General features: G+C 67.9%; 15 protein-coding genes. 7 read left to right on the forward strand and 8 right to left on the reverse strand.

The features are described from left to right. Window positions 1-331: 331 nt before the first annotated feature. From PSm6_RS08745 to PSm6_RS08775, 7 genes are all read left to right on the forward strand, one after another. Window positions 332-1,303 (forward strand): aliphatic sulfonate ABC transporter substrate-binding protein, encoded by a 972-nt coding sequence (locus PSm6_RS08745; RefSeq protein ID WP_265170041.1) that lies wholly within the window; start codon window positions 332-334, stop codon window positions 1,301-1,303. Between the two features lie 208 nt (window positions 1,304-1,511). Beyond that, window positions 1,512-2,492, forward strand: a complete 981-nt coding sequence (tauA, locus tag PSm6_RS08750; protein WP_265170042.1) for a taurine ABC transporter substrate-binding protein — start codon at window positions 1,512-1,514, stop codon at window positions 2,490-2,492. Window positions 2,493-2,550: 58 nt separating this feature from the next. Further along, window positions 2,551-3,333 carry a taurine ABC transporter ATP-binding subunit gene (gene tauB / locus PSm6_RS08755; RefSeq protein WP_265170043.1) on the forward strand — a complete coding sequence of 261 codons (783 nt, stop codon included), beginning with the start codon at window positions 2,551-2,553 and terminating at the stop codon, window positions 3,331-3,333. Next, entirely contained in the window at window positions 3,330-4,157 is an 828-nt protein-coding gene (tauC, locus tag PSm6_RS08760; protein WP_265170044.1) for a taurine ABC transporter permease TauC, read from the forward strand. Before tauB ends, tauC begins: the two co-directional genes overlap by 4 nt. 15 nt (window positions 4,158-4,172) lie before the next feature. Next, complete coding sequence (tauD, locus tag PSm6_RS08765; RefSeq protein ID WP_265170045.1) at window positions 4,173-5,006, forward strand: taurine dioxygenase; 834 nt, start codon at window positions 4,173-4,175, stop codon at window positions 5,004-5,006. Window positions 5,007-5,269: 263 nt separating this feature from the next. Continuing rightward, window positions 5,270-7,315: an OPT family oligopeptide transporter gene (locus PSm6_RS08770; RefSeq protein ID WP_265170046.1), complete on the forward strand. Its 2,046-nt coding sequence runs from the start codon at window positions 5,270-5,272 to the stop codon at window positions 7,313-7,315. Between the two features lie 113 nt (window positions 7,316-7,428). Beyond that, on the forward strand, window positions 7,429-7,833 hold the full coding sequence (locus PSm6_RS08775) for a hypothetical protein (RefSeq protein WP_263401037.1): 405 nt from the start codon (window positions 7,429-7,431) through the stop codon (window positions 7,831-7,833). 167 nt (window positions 7,834-8,000) lie between these two features. Here the strand turns inward: PSm6_RS08775 and PSm6_RS08780 are convergent, their stop codons facing one another. The 8 genes from PSm6_RS08780 to PSm6_RS08815 all read right to left on the reverse strand — a co-directional run bounded on the left by PSm6_RS08780 (window position 8,001) and on the right by PSm6_RS08815 (window position 15,317). Next, window positions 8,001-8,300, reverse strand: a complete 300-nt coding sequence (locus PSm6_RS08780; protein ID WP_021222834.1) for a DUF971 domain-containing protein — start codon at window positions 8,298-8,300, stop codon at window positions 8,001-8,003. Beyond that, a complete protein-coding gene (locus tag PSm6_RS08785) occupies window positions 8,300-9,265 on the reverse strand; it encodes a HEAT repeat domain-containing protein (RefSeq protein ID WP_265170047.1) in 966 nt (321 codons plus the stop codon). The genes PSm6_RS08780 and PSm6_RS08785 overlap by 1 nt, the downstream gene beginning before the upstream one ends. Next, complete coding sequence (locus tag PSm6_RS08790; RefSeq protein ID WP_263401039.1) at window positions 9,262-10,116, reverse strand: ABC transporter ATP-binding protein; 855 nt, start codon at window positions 10,114-10,116, stop codon at window positions 9,262-9,264. Before PSm6_RS08790 ends, PSm6_RS08785 begins: the two co-directional genes overlap by 4 nt. After that, window positions 10,116-10,895: an ABC transporter permease gene (locus PSm6_RS08795; protein WP_371877060.1), complete on the reverse strand. Its 780-nt coding sequence runs from the start codon at window positions 10,893-10,895 to the stop codon at window positions 10,116-10,118. Before PSm6_RS08795 ends, PSm6_RS08790 begins: the two co-directional genes overlap by 1 nt. Before the next feature lie 102 nt (window positions 10,896-10,997). Continuing rightward, a complete protein-coding gene (locus PSm6_RS08800) occupies window positions 10,998-12,407 on the reverse strand; it encodes an ABC transporter substrate-binding protein (protein ID WP_265170048.1) in 1,410 nt (469 codons plus the stop codon). 131 nt (window positions 12,408-12,538) lie between these two features. Then, the gene (locus PSm6_RS08805; RefSeq protein WP_021222829.1) at window positions 12,539-12,784 is read right to left on the reverse strand and encodes a 4Fe-4S dicluster domain-containing protein; all 246 of its coding nucleotides are present in this window, start codon (window positions 12,782-12,784) and stop codon (window positions 12,539-12,541) included. Window positions 12,785-12,846: 62 nt separating this feature from the next. Continuing rightward, a complete protein-coding gene (locus tag PSm6_RS08810; RefSeq protein ID WP_265170049.1) occupies window positions 12,847-14,571 on the reverse strand; it encodes a fumarate reductase/succinate dehydrogenase flavoprotein subunit in 1,725 nt (574 codons plus the stop codon). Next, on the reverse strand, window positions 14,568-15,317 hold the full coding sequence (locus tag PSm6_RS08815; protein ID WP_021222827.1) for a GntR family transcriptional regulator: 750 nt from the start codon (window positions 15,315-15,317) through the stop codon (window positions 14,568-14,570). Before PSm6_RS08815 ends, PSm6_RS08810 begins: the two co-directional genes overlap by 4 nt. Window positions 15,318-15,528: the final 211 nt, after the last annotated feature.

Here is a 15,528-nt window from a genome sequence, read left to right on the forward strand (position 1 = left end):
TGACCAGATGGTCATGGATTTCCAGCGTTATTAAAGCGAAAGCACCCCACCCCGGATGGCTGGCAATCTAGGGCAAGGTGCCTAAGGCTTAAAAAGAATTTATTGTCACGTTATTGTAACTAAATCGCATAAAAAGCATCACGGACGAGCTTTGAACCCGTTCTCATCTCGCCGCATAAGCTAATGATTAAAAATTATTGGTCCCGGTGTTTTTAGATCACCTAGCTTCTCGCCACCGGACAACCGGACGAACGTCCCGCTTTCTCATGGAAAGCAGGCTCCCCGTTCCGGCCTCCCGCGATCGTCGGCAGGCGTATCCGAGAGGTTCACCATGGCTCAGGCCACTCCCTTTACCCGTACCGCCCTGCTCGCCCTCGCCCTGGGCATCGGCCTGCTGGCCGCACTGCCCGTGGACGCCGCCAGCCAGCAGTTGCGCATCGGTTTCCAGAAATCCTCGACCCTGATCACCCTGCTCAAATCCCAGGGCAGCCTGGAGCGCGAGCTGGCCAAGCAGGACATCGCCATCAGCTGGCACGAATTCCCCAGCGGGCAACCGCTGCTGGAAGCGCTCAATCTGGGCAATGTCGACCTCTCGGCCGATGTCGCCGACACGGTGCCGGTGTTCGCCCAGGCGGCGGGCGCGCAACTTACCTATTTCGCGCAGGAAGCGCCATCACCTTCCGCCCAAGGGATCCTGGTGCACGCGGACTCGCCACTGAAAAGCCTCGCCGACCTCAAGGGCCGCACCGTGGCGGTGACCAAGGCCGCCGGCAGCCACTACCTGCTGATCGCCGCCTTGAACAAGGCCGGGCTGAAGTTCTCCGACATCAAGCCCGCTTACCTCACCCCCGCCGACGGCCGCGCCGCCTTCGAGAACCACAAGGTCGATGCCTGGGTCACCTGGGAGCCCTTCCTCAGCAGCGCCCGCCAGCAGCTGCCGACCCGCACCCTCAGCGACGGCGCGCACCTGGCCGACTACCAGCGCTACTACCTGACCAGCACCGCATTCGCCAAGGCCAACCCGGCGGTGCTGCAGACGGTGTTCGACGAGCTGGTGAAGGCCGGCGACTGGCTGCGCGCCAACCCCCGCGAGGCGGCCGAGGTGCTCGGCCCGCAATGGGGCGGGCTGGCGCCGGCGATCGTCGAGCAGGCCAACGCCCACCGCAGCTACCAGGTGCGCGCCGTGCAACCGGCCAGCCTCGGCGAGCAGCAAAAGATCGCCGACGCCTTCTTCGCCGAAGGCCTGCTGCCGAAGAAGGTCGACGCCCTGGCCCTGCCCGTCTGGGAGCCCGGCACCCACTGATCGCCCCGAGGGCCCGCGAGCCGGGCCCTCGGTCCCACCGGGCAAGTAGCCAGCACTCATAAGCTAATGACTAAATATTATTTATTCGGAGTTTTTTAGATCATTTAGATTTGCTTCACCGGACCGCCGGACACCTACAGAAAACACCCGATTCCCGTCCCGTGGCCCGGCCTCCAAACCGGCCCGTCGCCTGTTTAGGAGCACCACCATGATCAGCTCTCTGTTCCCCCGTCGCCTGCTGGCGGCACTGACCCTCGGCGGCCTGGCCATCACCGCGCAGGCCGCGGACTTCACCGTCGCCTACCAGACCACCGTCGACCCGGCGAAGGTCGCCCAGGCCGATGGCGCCTATGAAAAGGCCAGCCACTCGAAGATCGACTGGCGCAAGTTCGACGGTGGCGCCGAAGTCATCACCGCCGTCGCCTCCGGTGACGTGCAGATCGGCTACGTCGGCTCCAGCCCCCTGGCTGCCGCCGCCACCCGCCAGCTGCCGATCCAGACCTTCCTCATCGCCACCCAGATCGGCGACGCCGAAGCCCTGGTCGCCCGCAACGGCGCCGGCATCAGCAAGCCCGAAGACCTGATCGGCAAGAAGATCGCCGTGCCCTTCGTCTCCACCGGCCACTACAGCCTGCTGGCCGCGCTCAAGCACTGGAAGATCGACCCCAGCAAGGTAACCATCCTCAACCTCGCGCCGCCGGCCATCATCGCCGCCTGGCAGCGTGGCGACATCGACGCCACCTACGTATGGGACCCGGCCCTGGGCGTGGCCAAGTCTTCCGGCAAGGTGCTGATCAGCTCCGGCGAACTGGGCAAGCTGGGCGCACCCACCTTCGACGCCTGGATCGTGCGCAAGGACTTCGCCGAGAAGCACCCCGAAGTGGTCAGCGCCTTCGCCAAGGTCACCCTCGACGCCTACGCCGCCTACCGCAAGGACCCGCAAGCCTGGCTGGCCGACAAGGCCAACATCGACAAGGTCGTGAAGCTCTCCGGTGCCAAGGCCGAAGACATCCCGCTGCTGCTGCAGGGCAACGTCTTCCCGCTGGCCGCCGACCAGGCCACCGCCCTGGGCGCGCCGACCACCCAGGCCATCACCGAGACCGCCACCTTCCTCAAGGAGCAGGGCAAGGTCGAGGCAGTGCTGCCGGATTACACCCCCTATGTGAGTAGCAAGTTCGTAACGAATTGATGGACTCCAGCCTGCCCGGCGTCACCGGGCAGGCCCATTCAGAAGAGCGTCGAAGAAAATGGCCTTACTCCAGCTGGAGCGCATCAGCGCACAGTACCCCGGCACGGCCGAGCCGGTACTGACCGACATTTCCCTCAGCCTCGGGCCACAGCAACTGCTGGTCGCCCTGGGGCCTTCCGGCAGCGGCAAGACCACGCTGCTCAACCTCATCGCCGGCTTCGTGCCGCCCAGCGACGGGCAGATCAGCCTCGACGGCAAGCCCGTGCAGGGCCCCTCCGCCGAGCGCGGCGTGGTGTTCCAGGACGACGCCCTGCTGCCCTGGCAGAACGTGCTCGGCAACGTCGCCTTCGGCCTCGGACTGGCCGGCGTCCCCCGCGCCCAGCGTGAAGCCAAGGCCCGCGAGATGCTCGCCTTGGTCGACCTCGCCGGCTTCGACACGCGGCAGATCTGGGAACTCTCCGGGGGCCAGCGCCAGCGCGTCGGCATCGCCCGTGCCCTGGCCGCCGACCCGCGTGTGCTGCTGATGGACGAACCCTTCGGCGCACTGGATGCCTTCACCCGCGAACAGATGCAGGAGCTGCTGCTGCAGGTCTGGCAGCGTGCCGCCAAGCCGGTGTTCCTGATCACCCACGACATCGAGGAAGCGGTATTCCTCGCCACCGACCTGATCCTGCTGTCACCCAATCCGGGGTGTATCAGCGAACGCCTGAGCCTCGACTTCGGCCGCCGCTACGCCGCCGGTGAAAGCGCGCGGGCGATCAAGTCCGACCGGCAATTCATCGAAACCCGCGAACACGTCCTCGCCCAGGTCTTCGCCGAACGGCAAAGGAGAAGCGCATGAGCAGCCTCGACCTGCCCCTGCTGGAAAAAGCAGCGGCGCCCGCACCGCGCCCCTGGCGCCTCTCCACCTTCGCCATCAGCAGCCTGACCCTCGCCGGCCTGCTGCTGGTCTGGTGGGCCGTCACCACCGCCGGCCTGGTGGAGCCGCTGTTCCTGCCCAGCCCCCAGGCGGTGCTGCGCAAGGGCTGGCTGCTGGCCACCCAGGGCTATATGGATTCCAGCCTCTGGGCGCACCTGCTGGCGAGCCTCGCGCGCATCGGCACCGCCCTGCTGGCCGCCGTGCTCACGGCCATCCCCCTGGGCATCGCCATCGGCCGCAACCGCGTGGCCCGGGGCATCTTCGACCCGCTGATCGAGTTCTACCGGCCGATCCCGCCGCTGGCCTACCTGCCGCTGATCGTCATCTGGTGCGGCATCGGCGAGCTGTCCAAGGTGCTGCTGATCTTCCTCGCGATCTTCGCGCCCATCGCCATCGCCACCGCCACCGGCGTGCGCAACGTCAACCCGGCGCGCCTGCGTGCCGCGCAGTCCCTCGGCGCCACCCAGGCGCAGCTGATCCGCCACGTGATCCTGCCCAGCGCCCTGCCGGACATCCTCACCGGTGTGCGCATCGGCCTCGGTGTCGGCTGGTCGACCCTGGTCGCCGCCGAACTGGTGGCCGCCACCCAGGGCCTGGGCTTCATGGTGCAGTCGGCCGCGCAGTTCCTGGTCACCGACGTCGTGGTGCTCGGCATCCTCGTCATCGCCCTGGTCGCCTTCGCCCTGGAACTCGGCCTGCGGGCCCTGCAGCGCAAGCTCGTGCCCTGGCACGGGCAGAACCACTGATTCGAGACAACCGCCATGAGCCTGCACATCACCCCCCTCAGCCCCGCCCTCGGCGCCCTTATCGGCGGCGTCGACCTGCGTGAGCCGCTGAGCGTCGAACACCGCGACGGCATCGAAGCCGCCCTGCTCCAGCACCAGGTGCTGTTCTTCCGCGCCCAGCCCCTGGAACCCACCCAGCAGGCGCGTTTCGCCGCCCAGTTCGGCGACCTGCACATCCACCCGATCTACCCCAACATCCCCGAGCAGCCGGAAGTGCTGGTGCTCGACACCGCCGTCACCGACGTGCGCGACAACGCCCTCTGGCACACCGACGTCACCTTCATGGAGACCCCGGCCCTGGGCGCCGTGCTCAGCGCCAAGCTGCTGCCGCCGGTGGGTGGCGACACCCTCTGGGCCAGCAGCAGCGCCGCGTTCGAGGCCCTCTCCGTGCCCCTGCAACGGATGCTCGAAGGCCTCACCGCCACCCACGACCTGGCCCGCTCCTTCCCCGAGGAACGCTTCAGCCTGACGGCGGACGAACGCGAGAAGCTGGAAGCGGCCAAGCGCAAGCACCCGCCGGTCAGCCACCCGGTGGTGCGCACCCACCCGGTCACCGGGCGCAAGGGCCTGTTCGTCAGCGAAGGCTTCACCACCCGCATCAACGAACTCACCGCCGCCGAGAGCGACGCCCTGCTGCGCTTCCTCTTCGCCCACGCCACCCGCCCGGAATTCACCCTGCGCTGGCGCTGGCAGGAAAACGACGTGGCCTTCTGGGACAACCGCATCACCCAGCACTTCGCCGTCGACGACTACCGCCCCGCCCGCCGCGTGATGCACCGCGCCACCATCCTCGGCGACAAGCCGTTCTGAGCGGCTCCTGCCCATTTCTGTAGGAGCGAATTCATTCGCGAAGCAGCCTGCAAGGCTGCCCTTGGCAATACCGGGGAGCGCTTCGCGCTCCTTTCGCGAATGAATTCGCTCCCACGATTCCCCCCTGCAGGTTTCAGCCACCCGCCACACCATGACCGATCCCTGCACGTTCACGTCCGTTCCCTGCAACCAATGGCCGCACCCGCTGGTCTAGGCTTTCCCCTGCCGGCAGAATGCGCGCCGGCATACCTCTGGAGAGCCCCATGACGGACCGCGTCCCCGACCATCTCGACCTGCCCGAACTGACCCTGCGCGGGCTGGTCCTCGGCGCGCTGATCACCCTGGTGTTCACCGCGTCCAACGTCTACCTCGGCCTCAAGGTCGGGCTGACCTTCGCCTCGTCGATCCCCGCTGCGGTGATCTCCATGGCGGTGCTGCGTTACTTCAAGGGTTCGAACATCCTCGAAAACAACATGGTGCAGACCCAGGCCTCGGCGGCCGGCACCCTGAGCTCGATCATTTTCATCCTCCCCGGCCTGCTGATGATCGGCTACTGGGCGGGCTTCCCCTTCTGGCAGACGGCGGCCATCTGCGCCATCGGCGGCATCCTCGGCGTGCTCTACACCATCCCCCTGCGCCGGGTGATGGTGGTGCAGAGCGAACTGCCCTACCCCGAAGGCGTGGCGGCGGCGGAAATCCTCCGCGTCGGCAGCGACAACGAAGCCGAAACCGACGGCAAGCCGGCCACCCGTGACAAGAACGAGCCCGGCCTGCGCGACATCCTCGGTGGCGGCCTGGTGGCCGCGGCCTTCAGCCTGTGCAGCAGCGGCTTCAAGGTGCTGAGCGAAGGCATCAGCGTCTGGGCCACCGCCGGGCAGACGGCCTTCCGCTTCACCACCGGCTTCTCCTTCGCCCTGGTGGGCGCGGGCTACCTGATGGGCATCACCGCCGGCATCGCCATCCTCGTCGGCGTGCTCATCTGCTGGGGCGTCGCGGTGCCGCTGCTCACGGTCAATGCCACTCCGGCCGCCGGCCAGGCCATCAGCGAGCTGGCCACCCAGCTGTGGAGCTCCCAGGTGCGCTTCCTCGGCGCCGGCACCATCGGCATCGCCGCGCTCTGGACCCTGGCCACCCTGTTCAAGCCCATGGCCCAGGGTGTGTGGACCTCGCTGCAGGCCGTGCGCGGCAAGGGCGAGATCAGCACCGAACGCACCGAGCGCGACATGTCGGCACGGGCCATCCTGCTACTGGCGGGCATCCTGCTGCTGGCGCTGTTCGGCGTGTTCGGCTTCTTCCTCCACGAGGCGGCGCCGGAACTCACCGGCCTCGGCTTCTGGGGCCTGGTTTCCGGCTGCGTGCTGTTCGCCTTCTTCTTCGGCTTCCTGATCGCCGCCGCCTGCGGCTACATGGCCGGCCTGGTGGGTTCCTCCAGCAGCCCGATCTCCGGCATCGGCATCATCGCGGTGATCCTCGTCTCGCTGCTGATCCTCGGCATGGGCAGCCTGGAATCCGGCCTGCTGCAACTGGCCGGCGGCAAGGTCGCCATCGCCCTGGCCCTGTTCACCACCGCCGTGGTGCTGGCCATCGCCGCCATCTCCAACGACAACCTGCAGGACCTGAAGACCGGCTACCTGGTGGGCGCCACGCCCTGGCGCCAGCAGGTGGCGCTGATCGTCGGCTGCCTGGCGGGCGCCCTGGTGATCCCGCCGGTGCTCGACCTGCTCTACAACGCCTACGGCTTCGCCGGCGCCCTGCCCCGTGAGGGCATGGACCCGCAGCAAGCCCTGGCCGCGCCCCAGGCGACCCTGCTCACGGCCATCGCCAGCGGCATTTTCAAGAACGCGCTGAACTGGAACATGATCCTCATCGGCGTGGTGCTGGGCGTCGCCCTGATCCTCGTCGACCTGGCCCTGCGCCGCACCAGCAAGGCCAGCCTGCCGGTGCTGGCGGTGGGCCTGGGCATCTACCTGCCGCCCACCATCGGCATGACCCTGGTGATCGGCGCCGCGCTGGGCTGGCTGATCGACAGCCGCCTGCAGAAGCGCGCCATCGCCGCCGGGCAGGACCCGGACGCCTATGCCGAAGTCCCGCGGCGGCGCGGCGTGCTGCTGGCCTCGGGGCTGATCGTCGGCGAGAGCCTGATGGGCATCCTGCTCGCCGGGCTGATCGGCGGCAGCGGCGAGGACGCCCCGCTGGCCCTGGTGGGCGCGGGCTTCGCAAGCACCGCCGAGTGGCTGGGCCTAGTGGTATTCGTCATCGTCTGCGTAGGCTTCTGTCGTCATGTGCTGAGGTCGCAACGCAGTTCCTGAAACGCGTGTGAACCCCTTGGCAAACCTGGCCGTTCCCCCTTTTTCGGGGGAACTGTCGCTATGCTGGCTGCCTAACTGGAGTGAGAATCAACACAGACAGGGCCCCGTCAGCCATGAGTGCAGCCATCTACATAGTTCCGGAAAAGCCCCTCGCGGGCATCGATGACTTCGTCAACGGCAAAGCCGTGGCCAGCGTGGACGAGGTCGAGCTCGACGAGCTGTGCAAACGGCTCAAGGTGAAATCCCTCTGGGCGTTCGTCAGCCAGGACCCGGGCGACTTCGCCGACCTGCTGGAAGAAAGCGAAGCGCTGGACCTCAGCGACAGCCTGCCCGACGAACAATGGTTCGCCGCCGAAGACGGCCTCAAGACCGTGCGTGCCCTGCAGGGCCACCTGGTCACCGAGCCGCGCGCGCTGTCCAATTCCACCGACTTCCTCGAAGACCTGCAGGAATACGAGTGGGTGCTCAACGCCCTCGCCGAGCAGGAAATCCGCTGGCACTTCGAAGTGGATTTCTAAGCACCGGTGAATCGCTCCCCTGCCTGCACCGCGAACTGTAGGGGCGACTTCAGTCGCCAAGGACCGCGCAGCGGTCCCATGCCCGACAGGGCAGACCTGCGGCCTGCTGGGCGAATGAATTCGCCCCTACACCGATTCCCGCGCCTCTCGGCTCCGTAGCCCGGGCTTCAGCCCGGGACCGTCGGCGCCTCGGCCAACCCCCGCAGGTATTCCCAGGGATAGATCCCGCGTTCGTGCCCATCGCTGAACACCAGCTGCACGCCGTAGCCCTGTGGGTGGATGGCGGTGAGGCGCACGGCCTCGTCCACCAGGGCGATGGCGCCACGCAGGCGCGCCGCCTTGCACTGCGAGCAGGGGCAGGCGCCGCGCAGGCGGGCGTGGCTGATGGCCTGCTGCTCGCCATCGCGCCATTCCAGGGTCAGGCGCCCTTCGCTGCGGGCGTTGCGCAGGCCGGCGGGGGCATCCATCAGGCCGCCCCTTGCAGTTGCACCAGAGCGATGCGCACCGCCTTGCGCACTTCCGGGTCGCCGTCGGCTTCCGCCGCGCGCAGGGCCGGCACGGCCCAGGTATCCCCCAGCTCACCCAGGGCCAGCGCGGCTTCCTTGCGCAGGTTGGCGATGCCGTGCACCAGCAGCCCGGCAAGCCCCGGCCCGGCCGGGCGATGGCGCAACCGGCCAAGGGCGCGGGCGGCGCGCAGGCGCACCTGCCAATAGGTGTCATCCAGGGCAGCGAGCAGCGCCGGGCCGGCGGCGTCCAGGCCCACCTTGCCGAGGGTGGTGGCGGCTTCTTCGCGCACCTGCCAGGCCTCGTCGGCCAGGGCCGCACGCAGCGCCGGCAGCACGCTGGCGTCACTGGCCAGACCCAGGGCGCCGGTGGCGGCGCGGCGTACCTCGGTGTCCGGGTCATCGCTGGCCAGGCGCGCCAGGGCCGGCAGCGCATCGCTGCGCTTGAGCCAGCCGAGGATGCCCACCGCCTCGCGGCGCACCCCGGCTTCGGCGTCGTCCAGGGCATACAGCGCCGGCGTGGCGGCGGCGCCCAGGCGCAGCTCGCGCAGGGCGCGCAATGCACTGGCGCGGACGAAGGCGTCGGCATGGCGCACCCAGGGCAGGATCAGCTCCCCCGCTTCCGTGCTCTTCAGCTCGCTCAGGCTTTGCGCGGCGGCCAGGCGTACGGCTTCGTCACCATCGGCCAGGGCGGCGCAGAGGGCCTGCACCACATCGGGCTCTTCCCAGGCTTCCAGCAGGCGTGCGGCCTCGGCGCGCACCTCGGCGGCGGCGTCGGCCACCAGGGCGTCGGTGAGCCAGGGCAGGCCTTCGGGGTCTTCCAGGTCAGCCAGCTCGATCAGGGCGATGCGGCGCACACCGGCGTCCTCATCGGCGAGGCGCGGCAGCAGGTCGAGAATCTCGGGGTTGTCGGTTTCACGGTGGGTCATAGCGCGACTCGCAAGGGCGGGTGGTCGGTGGGCAGGCCGAGCGGGGTCAGGCGCGGCAGTTCGCGGCCTTCCTCGTGGCGCAGCAATTCCAGGCAGTGGCGCTTGAGGTGGGTGAAGCCGGGGCTGGTCAGCAGGCTGGCGCGGCGCGGCCGTGGGAAATCGAGGCGCAGGTCCTCGATGAAGCGGCCGGGGCGCGGGCTCATCACCAGGATGCGGTCGGCGAGGAACAGCGCCTCGTCGATGTCGTGGGTGACGAACACCACCGTGGTGCGGATGCGCGTCCAGATATCCAGCAGCAGCTCCTGCATGCGCGAACGGGTTTGCGCGTCGAGGGCGCCGAAGGGCTCGTCCATCAGCAGCAGGCGCGGCCGGTTGATCAGTACGCGGGCGATCTCGGCGCGCTGCTGCATGCCGCCGGAGAGCTGCGCGGGCCAGCGCCCGGCGAAGTCGGCAAGGCCCACCAGGCCCAGGAACTCGGCAGCCTGGCGACGGCGCTCGTGCTTGCCGATGCCCTGCATCTTCAGGCCGAAGGCGACGTTGTCGAGCACGCTGCGCCAGGGCAGCAGGGTGTGGTGCTGGAACACCATGCCGCGCTCCGGCGAAGGCCCGGCCACGGCGCGCCCGTCCACTTCCAGGGTGCCGGTACGCGGCCGCAGGTGGCCGGCCAGGGCGCCGAGCAAGGTGGACTTGCCGCAACCCGAGGGACCGAGGATGCAGACGAACTCCCCGGGGGCGATGGAGAAGTCCACCGCCTGCACGGCATCGAAGGCCTGGGCGCCCTCGCCGAGGCGGATGGACAGCTGCCGGCCCTCGATGCGGCCGGATTCGACGACCTGTTCGAAGGCACTCATCAGGCGTTCCTCCGCGTGCGGTACCAGGGCGTGGCGAGGCCGCCGAGGCGCTTCACCAGGCCGCTGCTGCCCATGCCCAGCAGGCCGATCAGCAGCATGCCGACGACGATGTCCGGGTAGTTCTGGATGGTGTAGGACTCCCAGGTGTAATAGCCGATGCCGAACTGCCCGGAAATCATCTCGGCGGTGACCAGGCAGAACCACGAGGTGCCCATGCCGATGGCCAGACCGGTGACGATGCTCGGCGCGGCGCCGGGCAGGACCACTTCACGCAGGATGGCCAGGCGCCCGGCACCCAGGCTGCGCGCCGAAGCCACCAGGCGCGGGTCGACGCCTTCGACGCCGTGCACGGTGTTGAGCAGGATGGGGAACAGCGCGCCGGTGAAGGTGATGAACACCATCGACAGCTCCGAGGACGGGAACATCAGGATGGCCAGGGGAATCCAGGCCACCGCCGGGATCGGCCGCAGCACTTCCAGGGGCGGCAGCAGGCTGTACTCGGCCCAACGCGAACGGCCGATGGCCAGACCCAGCAGCACGCCGACGATGGCGGCGGCCAGGTAGCCGGCGAACACCCGCGCCAGGCTGCTGGAAAGGTGCGGCAGCAGCTTGCTGGAATGCACCAGCTGCCAGGCGGCCTCCAGCACCGCGCCGGGGGTGGGCACGTAGCTGAAGGTGATCAGCCCCAGGTCCAGCCGCGCCGTGGCCGCCAGCTGCCAGAACAGCAGGCAGGCGGCCAGGGAGGCGAGGCGCAGGGGCCAGCGAAAGAGGGATGTCATGGGCTTCTCCTGCAGGTTGGCGCCAAGCGGAGCGCGGCCCAGCATGGCCCCGCTCGGCATGGGTGCGTTGGGCTTCGCTGCGCTCAGCACCGGCCTACGTATTCAGCGGCTGGCCAGGGCCTGCTTCTGGTTGGCGCTGGTGAAGTCCAGCGCGGTGCCGCCATTGGCCTGGGCGTAGCGCTCGGCCTGGTCCTTGAGCAGGAAGGCGGAAAGCTCGCCCTTGTCGTTGCGCACGAACCAGGCCTGGTTGGCCAGCAGCTTGATGCCGCTGTCGGTGGCCTGGGCGTAGATGGCGCGGATGTCCTTGCCCTCCTGCTCCAGCTGCGCCAGGGCGGCCAGGGCCGCTTCCGGGGAGGCGTAGTGGCGCACCTTGTCTTCGCCGCGCACCCAGATCTGCGCCAGGCGCTTGAAGTCGGTGATCGGCTGGCCGGTGGCGGCGTCCTTGGCCACCAGCTGCAGCGGGGCGTAGTTCTTCAGCGCCTTGTCGTAGTCCTGCCCGGCGTCCTTGAAGGCCGCGCGGATGAAGCGGTCATCGATGAACTTGCCGGTGTCCAGGCCGCGGTCGGTCTTCTTCAGCAGCTTGAGGGTGTCGATGGAGGTGGCCACCGCCTGGCGGTACTCCGGCTTCCAGGTGAGGTCGCGGGTCTGCAGGCCGAGGGGGCCGTGGAACAGGTAGTTCACCTCGGCCTCGATGCCGGTGACCTTCTCGATCAGCTCGCTGTATTTCTCCGGCTCGGCGGCGAACAGGCGGTCGGCCTCCAGGCTGGCGCGCAGGTAGGCGGTGACCACTTCCGGGTACTTCTCGGCATAGGCGGCATCCACCAGCGCGCCGTGGAAGGTCGGCGCCTCGGCCTGGGAGCCGTCGTAGATCTTCCGCGCGAAGCCACGGTTGGGGAACAGCTCGGCGAAGGGCACGAAGTCGGCGTGGGCCTCGATACGGTTGCTGCGCAGGGCGGAGCCGGCGATCTCCGGCGGCTGGGCGATGATGCGCACGTCCTTCTCCGGGTCCCAGCCCTGTGCGGCGATGGCGCGCAGCAGCATGCCGTGGGCGGTGGAGGCGAAGGGCACGGAGATGGTCTTGCCCTTGAGCTCGGCGATGGACTGCACGCTGGATGAGGCCGGCACCACGATGCCGTTGCCGCTGCCCCGGGTGCTGCCCGAAAGCACGCTGATGAACAGGCTGCGCTTGCCGGCGTCGAGGTGGGCGACGCCGTTGAAGGAGCCGGGGAAGTCGGCCATGGCGCCGAAATCCAGCTTGCCGGCGACCATCTCGTTGGTCAGGGGCGCGCCGCTGGTGAAGTTCTTCCACTCCACCTCGTAGTGGGCGTCCTTGTACTTGCCGTCATGGGGCAGGTACTTCTCCAGCAGGCCCAGCTCGCGGATCAGCAGGCCGCCGGTGGCGCAGTTGATGGTGGTGTCCTGGGTGCCGATGGCGATGCGGATGGTCTCGGCGGAGGCGGACGCGGTGGTAACGGCCAGCGCGAGGCCGGCGATGGTTGCACGTAGGCTCATGGTTCCCCTCGAATCATTGGTCTGGTTGTCGTCTCCGCCACATCGTCGGTGGTGGGAAACGAGGGGTCTTGCAGGCAAGGCGTCCGGCGGCGGGCCGGATGGCGGGTGTCGTTTCTTGTGGGTGAAGCGGATCAGCGCAGCAGGTAGGGGATCTCCACCTTCACCGCGCCGGTCGGGCAATCCTTCTCGCAGGGCATGCAGTACCAGCACTCGTCGAAGGCCATGTAGGCCTTCTGGGTTGCCGGGTTGATGGCCAGCAGGTCCATCGGGCAGACCTCGACGCACACGGTGCAGCCCTTGTGGGCGATGCACTTGTCTTCGTCGACCGTCACCGGCGCGCTGCTGCGGAAGAAGATTTCCTGGGGTTGAAAGGCCATGTCACGGGTCCTTGGAGCCTTGGGGCTCTCTGTGTTCTTGGGATGTAGGGATCAATGCCTCGTCAGGCGGCTTCGGTCTTCACCCGCAGGCGGTCGTAGGCGCTTTGTTCTTCCGCATCCAGGGCGATCAGGTAGGGCTCCACCGGTTTCTTGAAGCTGGTCATGGCGCCGTCATCGCCCTTCTTCAGGTGGCAGTGGCAGAACCACTCGGCGTCGTTGCGCTCGGGGTGGTCGACGCGGTGGTGGTAGAGGCCCCAGCGGCTTTCCTCGCGGAACAGCGAGGCGCGGGCGGCCATCTCGGCGCAATCGCGGATCACGCTGACTTCCATGGCACGCATCAGCTCGTGGGGGTTGTTGGCCTTCATCTGCCCGAGGTCGCGTTCGATCTCGGCGAAGCGGGTCAGGCCGATCTCCATCTTCTTGGTCACCTTGGGCGGCTGCAGGTAGTCGTTGACCATGCGCCGCAGCTTGTACTCCACCTGGGCCGGCGGCAGGCCGTGCTCGCGGTTCAGCGGTGCGTAGACCCGCTCGCGCTCGCGCTCCACCTGGGCCGGGTCGACGGCGGCGAAATCACGCCCGGCTACGTAGTCGGCGGCGTTGATGCCGGCGAACCAGCCGTAGGTGAAGGCGCCGAGCATGTAGTTGTGCGGCACGGCGGCCATGTCGCCGGCAGCGTAGAGGCCCTTCACCGAGGTCTCGGCCTTCTCGTTGACCCACACGCCCGAGGCCGAGTGGCCGGAGCAGAAGCCGATCTCGGAGATGTGCATCTCCACCATCTGCTGGCGGTAGTCGGTGCCCCGGCCGGCGTGGAACTGGCCACGGCTGGGGCGCTCGTTGCTGTGGAGGATCTCCTCGATGGTCTGGATGGTTTCCTCGGCCAGGTGGTCCAGCTTGAGGAACACCGGGCCGTTGCCGCCTTCGAGCTCCTGGTGGAACTCCCACATCATCTGGCCGCTCCAGTAGTCGCACTCGATGAAGCGTTCACCCTTGTTGTTGGCCGTGTAGCCGCCCAGGGGGCCGGTGACGTAGGCACAGGCGGGGCCGTTGTAGTCCTTGATCAGCGGGTTGATCTGGAAGCACTCCAGGTTCGCCAGCTCGGCCCCGGCGTGGTAGGCCATGGCGTAGCCGTCGCCGGCGTTGGTGGGGTTCTCGTAGGTGCCCATCAGGTAGCCCGAGGACGGCAGGCCCAGGCGCCCGGCGGCCCCGCAGGCGAGGATCACCGCCTTGGCGCGGATCACCTGGAAATCGCCGCTACGGCAGTCGAAGCCGAGCACGCCGCAGGCGGCGCCCGCATCGTCCAGCAGCACGCGGGTGGTGACCAGGCGGTTGGTGATGTTCACCCGCGCACGCTTGAGCTGGCGGTAGAGCACCTTCTTGATGTCGTGGCCCTCGGGCATCGGCAGCACGTAGGCGCCCATGTGGTGGACCTTCTTCACCGCGTAGTCGCCGGTCTCGTCCTTCTCGAACTTCACACCCCAGCGGTCCAGCTGCTCGATGGTCTCGAAGCTGTGGGTGGCGTAGGCGTAGACGGCGGCCTGGTTGACGATGCCGTCGTTGGCCACGGTGATTTCCTTGGTGTACTGCTCGGGCGTCGCGTGGCCGGGGATGATGGCGTTGTTCAGGCCGTCCATGCCCATGCTGATGGCGCCGCTGCGCTTGACGTTGGCCTTGTCCACCAGCAGCAAGCGCAGCTCGCGGTTCTTCTCCTTGGCCTTGATCGCGGCCATGGGGCCGGCGGTGCCGCCGCCGATGACGACGATGTCGTATTCCTGCTCCAGGGTGTTCATGCCTGTGCTCCCTTCTGGCGGTCGATGCGCAGGCGGTACTGGAAGGCATCGCCGCGGTAGTAGAGGTGTTCGAAGTCCAGCGGCGCGCCGTCGGCGGTGTGGGTCAGGCGCTCGATGCGCATGATCGGCGAGCCCTCCTCCACGTCCAGTGCCTGGGTCAGGTCGCTGTCGGCGAGCACGGCGTCGATGGCCAGGTCGGCGTGGCCCAAGGGAATGCCGCAGTCGTTCTCGAGGATGAGGAAGATGTCGCGGGTGACCAGGTCGGCCTTCTCCAGCTTCTCGCCCACCGCCAGGGGCAGCCAGGTGAGTTCCAGGGACACCGGCTCGCGGTTGATCAGGCGCACGCGCTTGATCTCGATCACCGGGCTGCCCTCCTCCACCTGCAGCCGCTCGGCCACCAGCGCGCTGGCCGGCACCTGCTTGAAGCTGCGCAGGCGGTTGAGCACCTCGTAGCCCATCTGGGTCATGGACTCGGCCAGGCCCTGCAGGGTGGAGACGTTCTGGAAGGCCTTGGGCTTGGCGACGAAGGTGCCCTTGCCGTGGATCTTGAAGATCAGCCCTTCCTTCTGCAGGTCACCCAGCGCCTGGCGCACGGTGATGCGGCTGACGTCGAAGGCCTTGCCCAGCTCGCTTTCCGAGGGCATGCGGCTGTGGGGTGGATAGGTGCCATCGAGGATGCGCCCGCGCAGCAACTCCTTGAGCTGGCTGTAGAGGGGCACCGGGGAAAGGGGAAGCAGTTCGGCCATGTCGTTCGCTCGCGATCCTTACTTGTTATAACAAGTTATGGCACGAGGATAGCGAGCATAAGGACCGCAGCGGAAATACCGTTATCGAATAAGAATAGAAGCCGGTACGAACCGGTTTTGTAGGGGCGACTTCAGTCGCCAAGCAGGCCGAAGGCCTGCCCTGCCTGGCTCTCAAGGGGCTGCTGTGCCGCCCTCGCCCTGGGCGAATGAA

The organism is Pseudomonas solani, assembly GCF_026072635.1.
Lineage (GTDB): Bacteria > Pseudomonadota > Gammaproteobacteria > Pseudomonadales > Pseudomonadaceae > Metapseudomonas > Metapseudomonas solani.

What these genes read in the sequence shown, in the direction of transcription:
- PSm6_RS08810 (WP_265170049.1), bottom strand. Translation starts at nt 14,571, where the DNA reads ATGAACACCCTGGAGCAGGAATACGACATCGTCGTCATCGGCGGCGGC.
- PSm6_RS08800 (WP_265170048.1), bottom strand. Translation starts at nt 12,407, where the DNA reads ATGAGCCTACGTGCAACCATCGCCGGCCTCGCGCTGGCCGTTACCACC.
- PSm6_RS08790 (WP_263401039.1), bottom strand. Translation starts at nt 10,116, where the DNA reads ATGAGTGCCTTCGAACAGGTCGTCGAATCCGGCCGCATCGAGGGCCGG.
- PSm6_RS08780 (WP_021222834.1), bottom strand. Translation starts at nt 8,300, where the DNA reads ATGGATGCCCCCGCCGGCCTGCGCAACGCCCGCAGCGAAGGGCGCCTG.
- tauA (WP_265170042.1), top strand. Translation starts at nt 1,512, where the DNA reads ATGATCAGCTCTCTGTTCCCCCGTCGCCTGCTGGCGGCACTGACCCTC.
- tauB (WP_265170043.1), top strand. Translation starts at nt 2,551, where the DNA reads ATGGCCTTACTCCAGCTGGAGCGCATCAGCGCACAGTACCCCGGCACG.
- tauD (WP_265170045.1), top strand. Translation starts at nt 4,173, where the DNA reads ATGAGCCTGCACATCACCCCCCTCAGCCCCGCCCTCGGCGCCCTTATC.
- PSm6_RS08815 (WP_021222827.1), bottom strand. Translation starts at nt 15,317, where the DNA reads ATGGCCGAACTGCTTCCCCTTTCCCCGGTGCCCCTCTACAGCCAGCTC.
- tauC (WP_265170044.1), top strand. Translation starts at nt 3,330, where the DNA reads ATGAGCAGCCTCGACCTGCCCCTGCTGGAAAAAGCAGCGGCGCCCGCA.
- PSm6_RS08795 (WP_371877060.1), bottom strand. Translation starts at nt 10,895, where the DNA reads ATGACATCCCTCTTTCGCTGGCCCCTGCGCCTCGCCTCCCTGGCCGCC.
- PSm6_RS08805 (WP_021222829.1), bottom strand. Translation starts at nt 12,784, where the DNA reads ATGGCCTTTCAACCCCAGGAAATCTTCTTCCGCAGCAGCGCGCCGGTG.
- PSm6_RS08770 (WP_265170046.1), top strand. Translation starts at nt 5,270, where the DNA reads ATGACGGACCGCGTCCCCGACCATCTCGACCTGCCCGAACTGACCCTG.
- PSm6_RS08785 (WP_265170047.1), bottom strand. Translation starts at nt 9,265, where the DNA reads ATGACCCACCGTGAAACCGACAACCCCGAGATTCTCGACCTGCTGCCG.
- PSm6_RS08775 (WP_263401037.1), top strand. Translation starts at nt 7,429, where the DNA reads ATGAGTGCAGCCATCTACATAGTTCCGGAAAAGCCCCTCGCGGGCATC.
- PSm6_RS08745 (WP_265170041.1), top strand. Translation starts at nt 332, where the DNA reads ATGGCTCAGGCCACTCCCTTTACCCGTACCGCCCTGCTCGCCCTCGCC.